The organism is Saccharospirillum impatiens DSM 12546 (assembly GCF_000423605.1).
Taxonomy (GTDB): Bacteria; Pseudomonadota; Gammaproteobacteria; order Pseudomonadales; family Natronospirillaceae; genus Saccharospirillum; species Saccharospirillum impatiens.
Genome location: NZ_AUIH01000006.1, coordinates 1 through 15,383, shown reverse-complemented (window position 1 = coordinate 15,383; position 15,383 = coordinate 1). Strand labels below are relative to the sequence as shown.

Here is a 15,383-nt window from a genome sequence, read left to right as displayed (position 1 = left end):
TATGCCAAAAGTCGGAATGGAGCCCATAAGGCGCAAGCAACTGATCGATGCGACGCTCGAGTCGATCGGCGAGGTGGGTTACAGCGCAACAACGGTTCAGAGCATTGCTCGCCGGGCGGGTGTGTCAGCCGGCATCATCGCGCATTATTTTGGTAACAAACTGGGGCTGCTGGAAGCGACCATGCTGGAGTTGTTACAGCAACTCAAAGTCGACTTGCTGACCCGTTTGCCAGAAAACCCGACGCCTCAGGATCGGCTTTCAGCCATCATTGCCACCAATTTTTCCAAAACCCAGACCGACAGCCTCTCGGCGAAAACCTGGCTGGCGTTCTGGAGCAGCGCCATGCATGAACCGGCCTTTGCCCGATTACAGCAGATCAATAAATCGCGTCTGCACAGTAACCTCAGAGCCAGTTTCAGAGCGCTCGGCCACAACAACCCGTACCTGGCCGCCACGTCGCTGGCGGCTTTGATCGATGGATTGTGGTTGCGCGGTGCCCTTACACAGGAAGGTATCGATGCGCAGCAGTGTATTGCTGTCTGTCGTCATCACGTGAACCAGATGATCGCCTCGATTCCGTCCAAACCTCAACTGTTAAAGGAGTCTGCCTGATATGACAGCCCCCACCACTTTGTTGCAATCCTTTATCGACGGTGTTTATTGCCCCAGCCAGTCCGGTGAAACGTTTCCTGTGGTCAATCCGGCTACCGGAAAAGTGCTGTATCAGGTTGAGCAGGCGGATGCTGCTCTGGTTGATGCCGCCGTGCAATCGGCACAGCGTGGCTTTGCTACCTGGTCGGCAATGACGGCGATGGAACGCACCCGAATTCTCAACCGGGCCGTAGCGTTGTTGCGTGAACGCAATGATGAACTGGCGCGGGTGGAAGTGCTCGATACCGGCAAGCCCTGGCAGGAAGCCAGTGTGGTCGATGTGGTTACCGGTGCTGATGCGATTGAGTATTACGCGGGTTTGACCTCAGCCGTCGAAGGCACACATCATGATCTGGGGCGGGATTTTTTCTATACCCGACGCGAACCGTTGGGTGTGTGTGCCGGCATTGGCGCCTGGAACTATCCCTTGCAGATTGCTTGTTGGAAGGCAGCCCCAGCGCTGGCTTGCGGTAATGCCATGGTGTTTAAGCCTTCGGAAGAAACGCCCATGGGTGCCGCCAAATTGGCTGAGATTTTTATAGAGGCGGGCGTACCTGCAGGGGTGTTTAACGTGGTCCAGGGTGACCATCGGGTTGGCCAGGCACTGACCGGCCACCCGGACATTGCCAAGGTATCCTTTACCGGTGAAGTCGGAACCGGAAAAAAGGTCATGGCCGATTCAGCCGCGACCCTCAAGGGTGTGACCATGGAGCTCGGTGGCAAATCGCCACTGATCATTTTCCCGGATGCCGATCTTGACAATGCCGTGGGTGCCGCGTTGCTGGCCAATTTTTACACTCAGGGTGAAGTGTGCACCAACGGTACCCGGGTATTTGTTCATGCTGATATTTACGATGCCTTTCTCGATCAGGTCAAAGACCGGACCGAACGCAATGTGGTGTTTGGCGACCCGATGCATCCCGACACCAATATGGGTGCACTGATTTCAGCCGATCATCAGGCCAAGGTACTGGCGGCCATTAAAGCGGGTGTCGAGGCAGGTGCACGGCTGATAACCGGAGGCGAGGCTGTTCATCCCCAGGGCTGTGAACAGGGGTATTTTGTGCAACCCACCGTATTTGCCGATTGCACAGACGATATGCCTCAGGTACGAGATGAAATATTCGGACCGGTCATGTCTGTACTGAAGTTCAGTGACGAAGCCGACGTCATAGCGCGCGCCAATGACACTGACTACGGCCTGGCTGCCGGCGTCTTTACCAGCAATATTCAGTGTGCGCATCGGGTCGTCAGCCGATTGCAGGCTGGTATCTGCTGGATCAATGCCTACGGTGATTCTCCGGCAGAGATGCCGGTTGGTGGCTACAAGCATTCCGGTATTGGCCGCGAAAATGGCTTGGCAACGTTGAACCATTACACCCAGATCAAATCGGTCTACGTGGGTATGGGTCCGGTTGAGTCACCGTTTTAAACAGCACCGCATTAACGCGCTGCGTGATATGAATTGAATGGGTATTTATTCGATATGACAGTCTCGTTTGATCAGACAACGGATTACATCATTGTGGGTACAGGGTCAGCCGGGTGCGTCCTGGCTAACCGGTTGTCGGAAGACAGCGATGTCGAGGTATTGGTACTGGAGGCCGGTCGCAAAGACGACACCTGGAAGATACACATGCCAGCGGCACTGACCTATAACCTGGGCGACGAGAAGTACAACTGGTATTACCACACCGAACCGCAAGCTCATATGAATAACCGCAAACTTTACTGGCCACGCGGCAAGGTGTGGGGTGGTGGTTCTTCGCTGAATGCCATGGTCTATATACGCGGTCACGCCTACGACTATGATCGTTGGCAGGAAGAGGGCGCCCAGGGGTGGTCCTATGCAGACGTGCTGCCCTATTTTCGCAAAGCTGAAACCCGTGAAGTCGGTGAAGATGATTATCGCGGTGGTCAGGGCCCCTTGAACGTTCATACCGGCGATCAGCCCAACCCCCTGTTCGACGCGTTTATAGACGCGGGTCAGCAAGCCGGCTATCCGCACACCCGCGATATGAACGGGTATCAGCAGGAAGGCTTTGGGGTCATGGACATGACCATCAAGCAGGGTAAACGCTGGAATACGGCTCAGGCTTACTTGCGACCGGTCCTGAACCGACCCAATCTGCGCGCTGAAACCGGTGCCATGGTGCAGCGTATTCTGTTTGAAGGTAATACAGCCGTCGGTGTCGAGTACATTCAGAATAAACGAACCGTGCGCGTCAGAGCGCAGCGGGAAGTTATTCTAAGTGGGGGTGCAATCAACTCACCGCAGTTGTTGATGCTGTCCGGAATTGGCGATGAAACAGATCTGAAATCACATGGTATAGATGTGGTGGCCCATCGCCCGGGCGTTGGTCAAAACCTGCAGGACCATCTGGAATTGTATGTGCAGCAGGCCTGTACCCAGCCGCTGACGCTTTACAAGTATACGCACCAGCCGCACAAAACCATTGCGGGCGCTACCTGGTTCATTAACAACGACAAGGGTGCCTGCCGAACGGCTCACCTGGAAGCCGGTGGTTTTATTCGTTCCGAGGCGGGTGTTCGTCACCCTGATATCCAGTTTCATTTCTTGCCCTCTCAGGTGATCGATCACGGTCGGGTGGATCCCGAAGTGCATGCGTATCAGTGTCACGTCGGTCCGATGCGTCAGACCAGTCGTGGGTATTTGAAGCTCAAGTCCGGTAACCCGGCCGACCATCCCATAATCCAGCCCAATCTGCTGAGCACCGAACGTGATCGGTGGGAAATGCGCGAGGCGGTGAAACTTACCCGTGAGATTCTGGCGCAACCGGCTTTTGCACCGTTCCGCGGTGAAGAATTACAGCCGGGACCTAAAGTGCAAAGTGACGAAGAGATCGATGCCTTTGTAAGAGAAAAAGCGGACAGCGCCTATCATCCATCCTGTACCTGCAAGATGGGCGCGGTCGATGATCCGATGGCGGTTGTTGACAGTGAGGCGCGTGTTTACGGAGTTACGAATCTGCGAGTGGTCGATGCGTCTATTATGCCGAGCGTCGTAAGCGGCAATCTGAACGCACCGACCATTATGTTGGCCGAAAAATGTGCTGATCACATTCGGGGTCGCACGCCAATCACGCCGTCGTCGGCAGCGGTATGGGAACACGCTGATTGGCGAACAGCCCAACGCTAACGTGTTTATGGCGTGCTTTTTAAGGTCAAGTGCATCAAGACCTCTGACGTTAAGTAACGCCGTTAGCACGATCAGGTAAGAAGAAAAGCAGGGCCGGGGCCAGCAAGGCGGCATGTCAGGCTGGTAACAAGGGATGCCTGGTCCTCAGGATCGTCATAGAAGACATTAACCGAGTAAAAAGAGGAAAGTAATGATGACTGTTTCAATTGCAAAGAAACTCACCGCTGCCATTGCACTGACTGGTACCGCCAGCCTGGCAATGGCCAATACCTGTGAAGAAGTTCGTTTTGCCGACGTTGGCTGGACCGACATCACGGCCACCACGGCCCTGACCTCAGTGGTATTGGAGAGCATTGGCTATGAAACAGAAAGCCAGCTGCTGTCGGTACCCGTGACTTACCGTTCCCTTGAAAACGGTGATATCGATGTGTTTTTGGGTAACTGGATGCCTACCATGGAAGCCGATATCGCACCTTATCGCGATGCGGGCACCATCGACATCCTGGGGACCAACCTGGAAGGCGCCAAGTACACTTTAGCGGTGCCTCAGCATGTGTATGATGCTGGCGTTCAATCGTTCGCCGATATCGCCAAGTTTGCCGACGAATTCGACAATCAGATTTTCGGCATTGAGCCCGGTAACGATGGCAACCGTCTGATCCAGAGCATGATCGATCAGGATGCCTTCGGCCTTGGTGAGTTTGAAGTGGTTGAATCGAGTGAATCCGGCATGCTGTCTCAAGTGAGCCGCGCCGATCGTCGTGACAACTGGATTGTCTTTCTGGGTTGGGAGCCGCACCCGATGAACGCTAACTTTGACTTGGCCTATCTTGACGGTGGCGACGACTTTTTTGGTCCGAATTACGGCGGTGCAACCGTGCATACCAACGTTCGTAAAGGCTACGCAGAAGAATGCGCCAATGTAGGCCGTCTGCTGACCAATCAGACGTTTACGCTGGCTATGGAAAACGAAGTTATGGCGTTGATTCTGGATGAAGGCATGCGTCCTAATGATGCGGCTACGCAATGGCTCACAGCCAATGCTGACGTGCTGGATGTCTGGCTTGACGGTGTAACTACGCTGGACGGTGACGCCGCGGCACCGGTTGCCAAAGCCGCGCTGCAATAATTTCCCGCCCGAAGACCGAGCGGCCTTGCGAGGCCGCTCCATTCAACGAGACTGAGACTGACTATGGAAGCTTATAAACTGCCCCTGGGTAGAACCATGGAGCGCTTTGTCGATTGGCTGGTCGATTCCGGCGCCTGGTTTTTTGATAGCCTGGCGATCGCGCTGGAATGGTTAATAGACGGCGCAACCGACAATCTGCTTTTGCTACCGCCTTGGTTGTTCATTGCCATTACCGGTGTATTGGCCCAGTGGTTGCGTCGCAACACCGGGCTGACGATTTTTACTGTGTTGTCTTTTTTGCTGATCTGGAATCTGGGGTATTGGGAGGCGACGATAGAGACACTGGTCATGGTCGTCTGTGCGACCAGTCTGTGCGTTTTGATCGGTGTGCCTATCGGTATCGCTGCCGCTCACCGGCCCTTGTTATATACACTGCTGCGTCCGGTATTGGACCTGATGCAAACCGTCCCAACCTTTGTTTACCTGATTCCTACGCTCACGCTGTTCGGGTTGGGTGTCGTACCCGGGTTGATCGCGACCATCGTGTTCTCCATCGCAGCTCCGATTCGATTGACGTATCTTGGGATTTTTCAGGTGCCTAAAGAATTGGTTGAAGCAGGTAAGTCTTTTGGGTGCTCCAATCGTCAATTGCTGTGGCGTATTGAATTACCGGCCGCCGCATCCAGCATTGCCGCTGGTATTACCCAGTGCATCATGTTGTCACTGTCCATGGTGGTTATCTCTGCACTGGTGGGTGCCAATGGCCTGGGCCGGCCTGTCGTACGAGCGTTGAACACCGTAGACATTGCCAGTGGTTTTGAAGCCGGTCTGGCGATCGTGTTGCTGGCCATTGTGCTGGACCGTTTACTCAAACAAAGACACGAGGTGAGCTGATGATTGAATTTAAAAACGTTGACCTGGTGTTTGGCAAAAACCCGGAACGCGCGCTGCCTTTGCTCGACCAGGGGTATGACCGTGATCGACTGCAGGGTGAGACCGGTCTGGTTCTTGGCGTCAGTCAGGCAAACCTGAAAGTTAATAAAGGCGAAATCTGTGTGCTGATGGGCCTTTCCGGTTCAGGCAAATCCAGTCTGCTTCGGTGTGTGAACGGCCTGAACCCGGTTACCCGGGGTGAAGTACTGATAGAGCACAAAGGCGAGGTGATCAATTTTTTTGATGCCGATGCGCACACCCAACGTGAGATTCGCATGAAGCGCATCTCAATGGTATTTCAAAAGTTTGCATTGATGCCCTGGTTGACGGTCGCCGAAAACATCGGTTTTGCACTGGATGTTCAAGGCCTTGCAAAAGACGAGATTGCTCGTCGGGTAGATGCACAGCTGGAACTGGTTGGCCTGACTGAATGGCGTGACCATAAGCCCAGTGCATTGTCGGGCGGTATGCAACAAAGAGTCGGTTTGGCCCGTGCGCTGGCAACCGAATCGGATATTCTATTGATGGACGAACCGTTCTCCGCGCTCGACCCGCTGATTCGACAGCAATTGCAGGAAGAGCTGTTGCAGCTGCAATCGCGTCTGCAAAAAACCATCGTATTCGTTAGCCACGATCTGGATGAAGCATTAAAGCTGGGCAACACCATTGCCATCATGAAAGACGGTTGCATTGTTCAGCAGGGCAACCCACAGGATATTGTGTTGAACCCGGCCACCCAATATGTTGAAGATTTTGTGGCTCACACCAATCCCTTGCACGTTTTATTGTGCGGTGACATAGCTGACCCACTGACAGCACTGCCTGCAAACGAAGGACAGTATTGTATCGATACAAAACAGGATTGTTGGTTTAATCCTGATTCTCAGGAGGCGCACTGCCAGAACCAGAGTGTACCGGTACAGCGTTGGCAGGAAGATGAGCCGAAAAGTGCATTGAAGGGCTGCCCGACACTGGTCAGTGCCAAGGCCAGCTTTCATGATGCGCTGGAAATTCGCCACCGGACAGGCTATGCCGTGCTGGTTGAATGCGATGATCGTTCGTTCAAAGTGATTGGTGACGATCAGCTTTACCGGGGTTTGTTGGGCAAACTAGGCTGAACACTGCGTTTTATTCCGCTCTACTAAGGCATGACCACAGCAAACCCCGTACACTGTCCGTTCGATAGATGCGGAGGATGAACATGCGGGGGTTGTTACTGGCCATCAGCGCTTACGGTATTTGGGGCTGCTTTCCTTTATTTTTCAGTTTGCTGTCGAACGTGACGGCTTTCGAAGTCCTTGCGCACCGTATTGTCTGGGCCTATGTGTTTACCGGGCTGGTTATTCTGGCGCTGGGGCGGCGCGAACAGTTAGCTGCTTTGATTGCCAACCGACGTGCACTGGCCTGGTTGTCGCTCTCAGCAGCACTGATTACGATTAACTGGCTGGTGTTTATCTGGGCGGTGTCGGCGGGTCGGGTATTGGAATCGAGCCTGGGCTATTTTATTACGCCACTGGTCAGCCTGTTCCTTGGTCGGCTTCTGTTAAAAGAATCCATGAATCGCTGGCAGGTTATAGCCGGACTGATCGCCACGGTAGCGGTGTTGTTCGAGCTGGTGGCTATCGGCCGTTTGCCCTGGGTTTCGCTGGTGCTGGCATGCAGCTTTGGTTGTTATGGGCTGGTGCGTAAAATGCAGCCGGTCGACAGTCTGAATGGTTTGCAGGTTGAAACCATGGTGGTCGTTCCCATCGCGTTGCTGTATTTGGCCTGGTTATGGTCGGCCGGGCAAATGATGTTCGCACAGTCACTCAGCGATACCGTCCTTCTGATTGCCGCTGGTGCGGTAACGGCTGTGCCCTTATTGTTGTTCGCAGCGGCCGCCCGGCGGCTGGATCTGATCGTGGTCGGGTTCATTATGTACCTGAATCCGACGCTGCAGTTTTTGTCGGCGGTGTTTATTCTTGATGAAGCCTACCCACCGCAACGATTGTTCACTTTTGTCCTGATCTGGGTCGCTATGGGTTTCTTCATGGCCGGCCTGTGGCAGACCCACCGTCGATCGCGGCGAGCTATCGCATAAAAAGAAACCCGGCCGGGGCTTATCTGTGCCCGGCGGCATTTATCCTGTGTTATTAAGTCTGCCGGACGAATGGCTCAGCTGCCGTGAGCCGGTCTCCATTCCTCATTTATACCGTTATCTACTTTGCGCTTTTCTGCAGTTGCTGGTAAAGGGTTTCAGCCAGGGCTTTCAACTCCAGCGCTTGCTCCGCCGTCATGTCGGTTTGGCTTACCAGAGCGGCTGGCACACTGATCGCCTGCTCCCTTAATGAATGCCCCTCCTCTGTTAACGTGATGGTCTTGCGTCGCTCATCCGTGTCGGCACGACCCCGAATCAGCAGGCCTTTTTGCTCCAGTCGTTTCAGAATAGGGGTCAGGGTGCCCGAATCGAGCCGGGTATGGTGGACCAGGTGTCGTATGGGGACGCTGTCTTCCTCCCAGAGTGCCAGCATTACCAGATACTGGGGGTAAGTCAGGTCCAGCGGTTCCAATAGCGGTCGGTAGGCGCGAACCAGGGCGTTGGTTGCAGAATAGAGCGCGTGACAAATCTGATTTGTCAGCTTCAATTGGGGCAGGGTGTCGGGGTTATCAGTCACTTGGGTGTCCGGTCGTCAATGGCATTCAGTTGTGAGGGCATAGTTTGCGCACAAGGTATTGACGGGTCAATACTTAGCGCCTATTATCTTGTGCACAAGATACATGCTCACAAATTATATGCCGGTGCTGTAAGTTTTGGCTCGGCACTCCGACGAACGCAATGCAAACTAAGGAACAAACCATGAAGACCTTGTTAATCATTCTGGCCGTGTTGATCGTGTTGGCCTTTGTCATGATCTATGTGCAAAACAGCCGGGCTCCCAGTCTGGGTCACTCTCAGGGGCGGCTAAAACCGTTGTCGGGTAAGCCGAACGCCGTTTCAACTCAGGCTGAAGATGTCGCCAAGCGAGTGGCACCATGGCCCCTCAAAGCGGATCAGGAACAGACAATGTCGGCCATTGTCTCGGCGGTAAAAGCCTATGGCGGAGCGGAAGTGATTGAACAGAAGGCGGATTATCTCTATGTGGTGTTCACCACTGATTTGATGAAGTTTCATGACGATGCGGAGTTCTACCTCGATACCGATGCCGGAGAAGTGCATTTTCGCTCATCAAGCCGGGCTGGTTATTCTGACCGGGGGCTTAATCGTCAGCGCCATGAACGTCTGACTGAACTGTATCAACAAGCCCAGCAATAATTGACTGAAGGACAGTTATGAAACCTTATGATCTGATTGTAATTGGCAGCGGGGCAGGTGGTTTGACGGCCGCTTTTACAGCGCTCGGCTTTGGTAAGCGGGTATTGATCGTTGAAAAAGACCGGCCTGGCGGTGAGTGCACATGGTCTGGTTGTGTACCAAGTAAGTCGCTGATCAATCAGGCAAAAGAGGTTCATATTGCCCGGAAATTCACGACCCTGTCGGTGGATACCGGTAGCATTCTTGAACAGGTCAGGGCGGTTAGCGAGCACGTTTACGAAGAAGAGACGCCCGAGGTCCTGCAAAAGGCCGGGGCTGATTATGTTAATGGGTTTGCCCGCTTTCTCAGCCCGACCCGGATCGAAGTAGGTGACAACACCTACGAGGGCAAGAAGTTTGTGCTGGCTACTGGCAGCTCACCTTTTGTGCCACCCATACCCGGATTAACCGAGGTCGACTACCTGACCAATGAAAACTTTTTTCAGCAGGCTACCTTGCCCGCATCGATCATTGTATTGGGCGGTGGACCAATAGGGATGGAATTGGCCCAGGCCATGAACCGTCTTGGGGTCGACGTCACTCTGGTGGAAATGATGCCGGAGATCCTGTCGCGTGAAGAACCTGAATTCTCGGCGCTGATTCGTCAGCGGCTTGCGTCAGAAGGTGTTCGGTTCGAAGTGGGGACCAAGGCCGTCGGCGTGGAGAAGACGGCTGAAGGCGTGCGCCTTAGCACCGAAAAAGGGTCTGAAACCGGTAGCTTGGAGGCCGCAAGCTTGTTGGTTGCCATTGGCCGGGCACCGAACGTAGAAGGCATGGGCCTGGAAGACATTGGGGTGGATGTCGATAAGGGGGTGCGGGTCAATCAGCACCTGCAAACCAGTGTTAAGAATATCTACGCGTGTGGTGATGTTGCCGGCCCTTATTTGCTCAGCCATATGGCCAATTTTCAGGGGAAGATCGCAGCCATGAACGCGATTCTGCCGATCAACCGCTCTGTCGACTACAGCCACGTTGCCTGGGCTACCTTTACCGATCCGGAGTTTGCCCGTACTGGCATGACCGAGCAGGAGGCCAGGGAACTGCATGGCGATAGCATCCGGGTTTACCGGTATGACTTTGCCAAACTGGACCGGGCCAAGACCAAAGCCGGTGACATTGGGCTGATCAAGCTGATTATCAGTAGTCGGGGCAGGGTGCTTGGAGCCCATATTCTGGGCGAGCGTGCCGGCGAGCTGATCGCTGAGGTTCAGGTTATGAAAACTTTGAATCTAAATTTTGGCAAATTGCAGAAAGTGATCCATCCTTACCCTACGTATGCAGACAGTTTGCGCCAACTGAGTCAACAGGTGTTTCTGGATAACATTTTTAAACATCCTGTGGTGAGCTTCCTGCGTAATGTTGGTAAGCGTAACAAATAGACTTCCGAGTAAGGGAGATATGGGCGGTTCCGGGTAAAGCCCGGTTGAGCCGGTCGGTCTCCAACTGCTCACAGCCCGCGTTTCCTTCCCCTTTTCGCGGGCTTCTTTTTGTCTGTTACTTCTATTCGATCGTCTCAATGTCATCCATCCTGAAGGGCATCCAGCAGCCCGGTACTGGCAGCGCGCTGGCGAATCCACTGGCGCACCATCTGAATACCGGCCTCATGACGGCGACTGGTTTTGTAGGCAAAATAAAAGCGATCGCCGGTAATGAACGTGTGGCACGGCAGTCTGATCAGGTCCGGATCTTCACTGACGTTGTACATGTAGTCATTGGTCAGTGCCAGGCCCTGATGGTGCCGGGCCGCTTCCAGGGCCAATAGCATATGGCTGAAATGCTGGAAGCGGGCAGTCGGGTTGAGCGTTAGACCGCCTTCGGCCATCCAGCGTCGCCAGTCGTCTTTCTGCTCGCCAAAGAGTGAATAAGTCGACAGCAGTGGGCAACGCATCAATAACGCCGGGTCAATGGATGTCGGTTCAGGCGTTGCAATTAACCCTTCCTGATACAGATCACTGCACAACTGTTGCCAGTAAGTCCGGCTACAAATGGGGAATAGTCGCTCGGTATAAAGCAAGTCTGTGGTGAAGCCTCTCTGCTCATCATGCAGTGTGATGAAACAGTCGGCCACCCGGTCCGACAGCTGTGGTGATTCGTTCATCATCTCCAGTTGCAGATCGAGCTCCGGGTGTTGGCGCTGTAAGTAGGGTAGGTTGGGAATTAGCCAGCGCACGGCAAAGGAGCTGAACAGTGCCATCCGCAGTTGGGTGTCTGGCTTGCCTTGTAACTGCTCACTGGCTCGTTCGATCTGCAGCAGCGCATTGGTGACCCCTTCCAGGTAATGGCGTCCGGGTTCGGTCAAAGCGAGGTAGCGGCCCTGGCGGGTGAACAGGTCCTCCCCCAGATAGCTTTCCAGTAACCGAACCTGGTGACTCACAGCACTCTGGCTGACCGCCAGTTCAGCGGCAGCCCGGCTGAAACTGTTCAAACGGGCAACAGCCTCGAACACAGGCAGGGCTTTCAGTGGCGGTAACTTCATGCAGTTCATCTCTCTATGTATCTAAATAACTAATACCATAAAGAAAATATCATTTTTCTCAATAGTTCTGCCAACGTATGCTGCGTGTATGAACTGATTACAGACTGTCAGTCTGAATCCGGCCTTTGAACGCTTTGAACGGGAGTACTCCGACCATGCCTGGCAGAACCATCAACAGTGCAATCTGGTTGCTGGTGGTTGGCAATGCGCTGGCGCTGGTGTCCGATGCCCTGATCAAGTGGCAGGGAGCCGAGGTCCCCATTTTTCAGTTCATTTTTGTCCGTACACTCTGTGCGATGGCTATTTTGCTGCCACTGATGTCGATGATCGATCGTCAGCGTTTGTTTGCTGGCTGGCGCATGCATCTGGTGCGCGCTCACATCAGTCTGATGGGCATTGCCTGCATGGTCGTCGCACTGGGCACCTTGCCACTCGCGACGGCCAATGCATTGTTTTATGCCGCACCCATTTTGGTGATGGTGATTGCAGTGGTGTTTTTTAATGAAAAGCTGACGCCACTGAGCTTGTTTGCTGTGATCAGTGGTTTTATTGGCATTCTGGTTATCTTGCGGCCGGTAGCGTTCAGTTGGAGCAGCCTCAGCGCGATTGGGGTGGCGTGTTCTTTGGCGATTAACATCGTGTTGATTCGCAAATTACCGGGTGGTCAGTCGATGGTGCATACACTGCAACTGACACACCTGCTGATGCTGCCGGCCGCTTTTTTATTGATGATGTGGGAAAATGAACCGTTCGACTGGACGATTCTGTTCACTGCGTTCGGTTCGGCGTTCTTTATTCTCTGCTACAACTTCACGGTGTTGATGGCTTACCGCTGGGTCGCCGCCAATGAAGTCACCAGTGCCGAATACACGGGCTTGCTCTGGGCGTTACTCGGAGGTTGGGTGTTCTTCGACGAGGCGCCGGACCTCTGGTTCATCATCGGGTCGAGCATGATTGTAGTGCCGCTGCTGCTGATCGGCCTGAAAGAACGCAAGCGGGCGAAATTGCCGGTGCGTCAGGGCAGTGTGACGCCCTGACGCTTGGAGTAACGCAAGCTTTGGAGTTGCTGAGTTGACAAGCAGCGACTGCCTGGGGGGTTCATGTGGGGAAGTCCGCAGCAGGGATGCTCCGGCCTAGGCTCCATGGACGGATTCACGCCGACCCCACAGGAACCCCCCAGGTAGTCGGTGCGGACCACTGCCACTTAACCAACTCGAACTCCAAAACTTACTTGGGTAATCTCACTCACTACAGAGCAAAAATTCCAACAACGCTTTTTGCGCATGCAAACGGTTACCGGCTTGCTCCCAAACCACGGAACGCGGGTCATCCAGCATGTCCATACTGACTTCCTCGCCACGATGAGCGGGGAGGCAGTGCATGAATATGGCGTCTTTGTGAGCCTTGTCCATTAGGGCGGGCGAGACTTGCAGGGCCTCAAATACCCGGCTGCGATCATCGGCTTCCTCTTCCTGGCCCATACTCGCCCAGACATCGGTGGTGACCAGGTGTGAATGCTCCACCGCTTCAACCGGGTCGCGCAGAATCCGCACCCGGTCACCGGCTTTGGCCAGCAGCTCGGCCATGGGCTCAAAGCCCTCAGGGCAGGCGATGTTCAATTGGAAATCGTAGAGCATGGCGGCGTTGATGTAGGAGTTGCACATGTTGTTGCCATCACCGATCCAGGTCGCGGTCTTGCCCTGAATTGACCCGCGTGCTTCCTGAAACGCCTGCATGTCGGCCAGCAACTGGCAGGGATGGTAGTCATCGGTCAGGGCATTGATGACCGGTACCGTTGAATATTCGGCAAAGGTTTCAATTTTACTGTGCTCGAAAGTACGGATCATCACCGCATCGACCATTTGCGACAATACCCGGGCGCTGTCTTCAATGGGTTCACCACGGCCCAACTGAGTATCCCGCGGGGATAGAAAAATAGCGCCACCGCCCAGTTGCATCATGCCCGCCTCGAACGAGACTCGGGTGCGCGTCGACGACTTCTCGAAAATCATTCCCAGTACCCGGTTTTTCAGCGGCTCAAACACCTCACCGCGCTTGAACAGGCCCTTGAGCTCGATCGAGCGCTGAATCAGAAAGCGCAGTTCATCCGGGGTGAGATCATTCAGGGTCAAAAAGTGCCTGACGGACATGGGTGGGTGACTCCGTTCTGGGGTTATTGAGGGTTTGGCTGGCCCCGCACAACAGCGGGAAAACCGTTAAGTTTACTGAAGCTGCCGATGCAGAGCAAATAGAAGGCGCCCAGCCACCATTGGTCCCTGTAGGAAGCCAGTATATGGTCTCCTCCCTCTTTGCAAGGCTTCCAGCTGTAACAAGCAGGGATAGGTTGGCTGCCGTATATTCGGTCTCTCTATGCGACGCATTACCATGGTGTGGTCGCGGACCTTGATGAGCTTTCGCACGTACCGTCCTCTAGCGTCCTCACGGGCTTTGCCCTTTGGCTTCCACGGGTTTTCGGTACGTCGGTTCAACCTGTTATGCCGTCAATGCTGTCTGCCTTCGCAACCTGGGAAGTGAGTGGTGCTATTCAGCCTCCAACTGCTTGCTCAGGCGTACGCCGCCTGAACCTTCTGATAACTTGTTTGCTGTCTGACAACCGACCAGCCAATTCGAGCCAGCTTGCTGGCCAGTGCCACCACAGCGATGTTGTGCCCTCGCCGGGCTTTAACCCGCAGGAACCACTGACTCAGCGGATCCTCTCTGCCAGGCATCACACGCGCGGCGGCGCGTGCGCCGTGAACCAGCAAGGCTCTTAAATTCTTATCGCCCACCTTACTAATGCCCAACAACACCGTGCGTCCGCCGGTACTGTGCTGCTTTGGCACCAGACCCAGCGCACTTGAGGCTTGGCGACCTTTGCGGTACTGGCTGCCATCGCCAAGCCAGCAACTGAACGCCGTGGCCACCAGAGCGCCAAACCCAGGTATGCTCATCAGCCACTGGCAGTGCTCGTCCGCTTTGGCCAGCGACTCGATCTGTTTTGTATACCCGTCGAGCTCTTGTTCCAACAGTTGATACACCTCATAGCGACGGTGCAGCAGTTCTCGTATCGGCGGTGTCAGGCCGTTGGTGGCATCTTCCAGTACCAACGGGAGCGCACGTTTGAAGTGCCGTTTTCCTTGTGGGATCGTTACCCCATACTCCATCAGAAGCCCCCGAACCTGATTAATGAGAGCTGTTTGTTCTTTCAATAGCTGCTCACGCACCCGAAACAGGCTTTGCAGGTCTTGTTGAGCCAGGGTTTTCACCTCGGTTGCTCGAATACGGCCGTGCAGATGCGCCTCGGCGATGGCAGTCGCGTCGTTGAAGTCATTTTTCTGACCACGCTGATAGGCTTTCACATGCTGAGCGGGCAGGATCGCGACGGGAATATTCAGCTCCTGCAGCGACCGTGCCCAATGGTGGGCGCCACTGCAGCCTTCCATCGCAACGATGCCCGTCTTCTGAGCCAGAAAGGGCAGCAACCGATCACGAGTAGCTTTCTTGCGCCAGACCGTTTTGCCCGTGGCACTTAAGGCCACCAAATAGAACGTGTTTTTTGCCAAATCAACGCCGATTGTTTTAACCTTTGCCATGGTTTCCTCCTCGCGTCATGAGTTGGATGTCTCACCCACCATGATGGCGCAATATGACGCCGAGCCCAATGGGCGGGGGAGGAGACCATCTCAGCGTCCTCTGGGTGAC

General features: G+C 54.4%; 14 protein-coding genes. 10 read left to right on the top strand and 4 right to left on the bottom strand.

Annotated features, from left to right (window positions below; translation table 11 throughout):
• The first annotated feature begins 1 nt into the window (after window position 1).
• The 7 genes from betI to rarD all read left to right on the top strand — a co-directional run bounded on the left by betI (window position 2) and on the right by rarD (window position 7,954).
• Window positions 2-613, top strand: coding sequence for a transcriptional regulator BetI (betI, locus tag G565_RS23120; protein ID WP_051207417.1), 612 nt, complete (start codon window positions 2-4; stop codon window positions 611-613).
• A gap of 1 nt (window position 614) precedes the next feature.
• On the top strand, window positions 615-2,084 hold the full coding sequence (gene betB, locus G565_RS0105650) for a betaine-aldehyde dehydrogenase (protein ID WP_028670075.1): 1,470 nt from the start codon (window positions 615-617) through the stop codon (window positions 2,082-2,084).
• Between the two features lie 54 nt (window positions 2,085-2,138).
• Complete coding sequence (gene betA, locus G565_RS0105645; protein WP_028670074.1) at window positions 2,139-3,812, top strand: choline dehydrogenase; 1,674 nt, start codon at window positions 2,139-2,141, stop codon at window positions 3,810-3,812.
• A gap of 193 nt (window positions 3,813-4,005) precedes the next feature.
• Window positions 4,006-4,941 (top strand): choline ABC transporter substrate-binding protein, encoded by a 936-nt coding sequence (locus tag G565_RS0105640; RefSeq protein WP_028670073.1) that lies wholly within the window; start codon window positions 4,006-4,008, stop codon window positions 4,939-4,941.
• 63 nt (window positions 4,942-5,004) lie between these two features.
• Entirely contained in the window at window positions 5,005-5,835 is an 831-nt protein-coding gene (gene choW / locus G565_RS0105635) for a choline ABC transporter permease subunit (RefSeq protein WP_037337906.1), read from the top strand.
• Window positions 5,835-6,992 carry a choline ABC transporter ATP-binding protein gene (gene choV / locus G565_RS0105630; RefSeq protein WP_028670071.1) on the top strand — a complete coding sequence of 386 codons (1,158 nt, stop codon included), beginning with the start codon at window positions 5,835-5,837 and terminating at the stop codon, window positions 6,990-6,992. Before choW ends, choV begins: the two co-directional genes overlap by 1 nt.
• 83 nt (window positions 6,993-7,075) lie before the next feature.
• Window positions 7,076-7,954: an EamA family transporter RarD gene (rarD, locus tag G565_RS0105625; RefSeq protein ID WP_028670070.1), complete on the top strand. Its 879-nt coding sequence runs from the start codon at window positions 7,076-7,078 to the stop codon at window positions 7,952-7,954.
• Window positions 7,955-8,072: 118 nt separating this feature from the next.
• Here rarD and G565_RS0105620 read toward each other — a convergent pair whose 3' ends face one another.
• Window positions 8,073-8,528 carry a MarR family winged helix-turn-helix transcriptional regulator gene (locus G565_RS0105620; RefSeq protein ID WP_028670069.1) on the bottom strand — a complete coding sequence of 152 codons (456 nt, stop codon included), beginning with the start codon at window positions 8,526-8,528 and terminating at the stop codon, window positions 8,073-8,075.
• 182 nt (window positions 8,529-8,710) lie between these two features.
• On the opposite strand from G565_RS0105620, the gene G565_RS0105615 reads away from it, so the two are divergent.
• Both G565_RS0105615 and G565_RS0105610 read left to right on the top strand, forming a co-directional pair.
• On the top strand, window positions 8,711-9,166 hold the full coding sequence (locus G565_RS0105615) for a DUF1499 domain-containing protein (RefSeq protein WP_028670068.1): 456 nt from the start codon (window positions 8,711-8,713) through the stop codon (window positions 9,164-9,166).
• Window positions 9,167-9,183: 17 nt separating this feature from the next.
• Window positions 9,184-10,584 carry a dihydrolipoyl dehydrogenase family protein gene (locus tag G565_RS0105610; RefSeq protein ID WP_028670067.1) on the top strand — a complete coding sequence of 467 codons (1,401 nt, stop codon included), beginning with the start codon at window positions 9,184-9,186 and terminating at the stop codon, window positions 10,582-10,584.
• A 140-nt stretch (window positions 10,585-10,724) separates the two neighbouring features.
• Here G565_RS0105610 and G565_RS0105605 read toward each other — a convergent pair whose 3' ends face one another.
• A complete protein-coding gene (locus G565_RS0105605) occupies window positions 10,725-11,681 on the bottom strand; it encodes a LysR family transcriptional regulator (RefSeq protein WP_028670066.1) in 957 nt (318 codons plus the stop codon).
• Between the two features lie 155 nt (window positions 11,682-11,836).
• On the opposite strand from G565_RS0105605, the gene G565_RS0105600 reads away from it, so the two are divergent.
• On the top strand, window positions 11,837-12,718 hold the full coding sequence (locus G565_RS0105600; RefSeq protein ID WP_028670065.1) for a DMT family transporter: 882 nt from the start codon (window positions 11,837-11,839) through the stop codon (window positions 12,716-12,718).
• Between the two features lie 204 nt (window positions 12,719-12,922).
• On the opposite strand, the gene argF is transcribed toward G565_RS0105600, so the two are convergent.
• Together argF and G565_RS0105590 are read right to left on the bottom strand one after the other, a co-directional pair.
• Window positions 12,923-13,831, bottom strand: coding sequence for an ornithine carbamoyltransferase (argF, locus tag G565_RS0105595; protein ID WP_028670064.1), 909 nt, complete (start codon window positions 13,829-13,831; stop codon window positions 12,923-12,925).
• A 414-nt stretch (window positions 13,832-14,245) separates the two neighbouring features.
• Complete coding sequence (locus tag G565_RS0105590) at window positions 14,246-15,274, bottom strand: IS110 family RNA-guided transposase (protein ID WP_028670063.1); 1,029 nt, start codon at window positions 15,272-15,274, stop codon at window positions 14,246-14,248.
• Window positions 15,275-15,383 lie beyond the last annotated feature (109 nt).

Coding starts and splice junctions, on each gene's coding strand:
- G565_RS0105615 (WP_028670068.1), top strand. CDS start 8,711: ATGAAGACCTTGTTAATCATTCTGGCCGTGTTGATCGTGTTGGCCTTT.
- rarD (WP_028670070.1), top strand. CDS start 7,076: ATGCGGGGGTTGTTACTGGCCATCAGCGCTTACGGTATTTGGGGCTGC.
- G565_RS0105605 (WP_028670066.1), bottom strand. CDS start 11,681: ATGAAGTTACCGCCACTGAAAGCCCTGCCTGTGTTCGAGGCTGTTGCC.
- G565_RS0105640 (WP_028670073.1), top strand. CDS start 4,006: ATGACTGTTTCAATTGCAAAGAAACTCACCGCTGCCATTGCACTGACT.
- betB (WP_028670075.1), top strand. CDS start 615: ATGACAGCCCCCACCACTTTGTTGCAATCCTTTATCGACGGTGTTTAT.
- G565_RS0105610 (WP_028670067.1), top strand. CDS start 9,184: ATGAAACCTTATGATCTGATTGTAATTGGCAGCGGGGCAGGTGGTTTG.
- choW (WP_037337906.1), top strand. CDS start 5,005: ATGGAAGCTTATAAACTGCCCCTGGGTAGAACCATGGAGCGCTTTGTC.
- G565_RS0105600 (WP_028670065.1), top strand. CDS start 11,837: ATGCCTGGCAGAACCATCAACAGTGCAATCTGGTTGCTGGTGGTTGGC.
- betA (WP_028670074.1), top strand. CDS start 2,139: ATGACAGTCTCGTTTGATCAGACAACGGATTACATCATTGTGGGTACA.
- choV (WP_028670071.1), top strand. CDS start 5,835: ATGATTGAATTTAAAAACGTTGACCTGGTGTTTGGCAAAAACCCGGAA.
- G565_RS0105590 (WP_028670063.1), bottom strand. CDS start 15,274: ATGGCAAAGGTTAAAACAATCGGCGTTGATTTGGCAAAAAACACGTTC.
- betI (WP_051207417.1), top strand. CDS start 2: ATGCCAAAAGTCGGAATGGAGCCCATAAGGCGCAAGCAACTGATCGAT.
- argF (WP_028670064.1), bottom strand. CDS start 13,831: ATGTCCGTCAGGCACTTTTTGACCCTGAATGATCTCACCCCGGATGAA.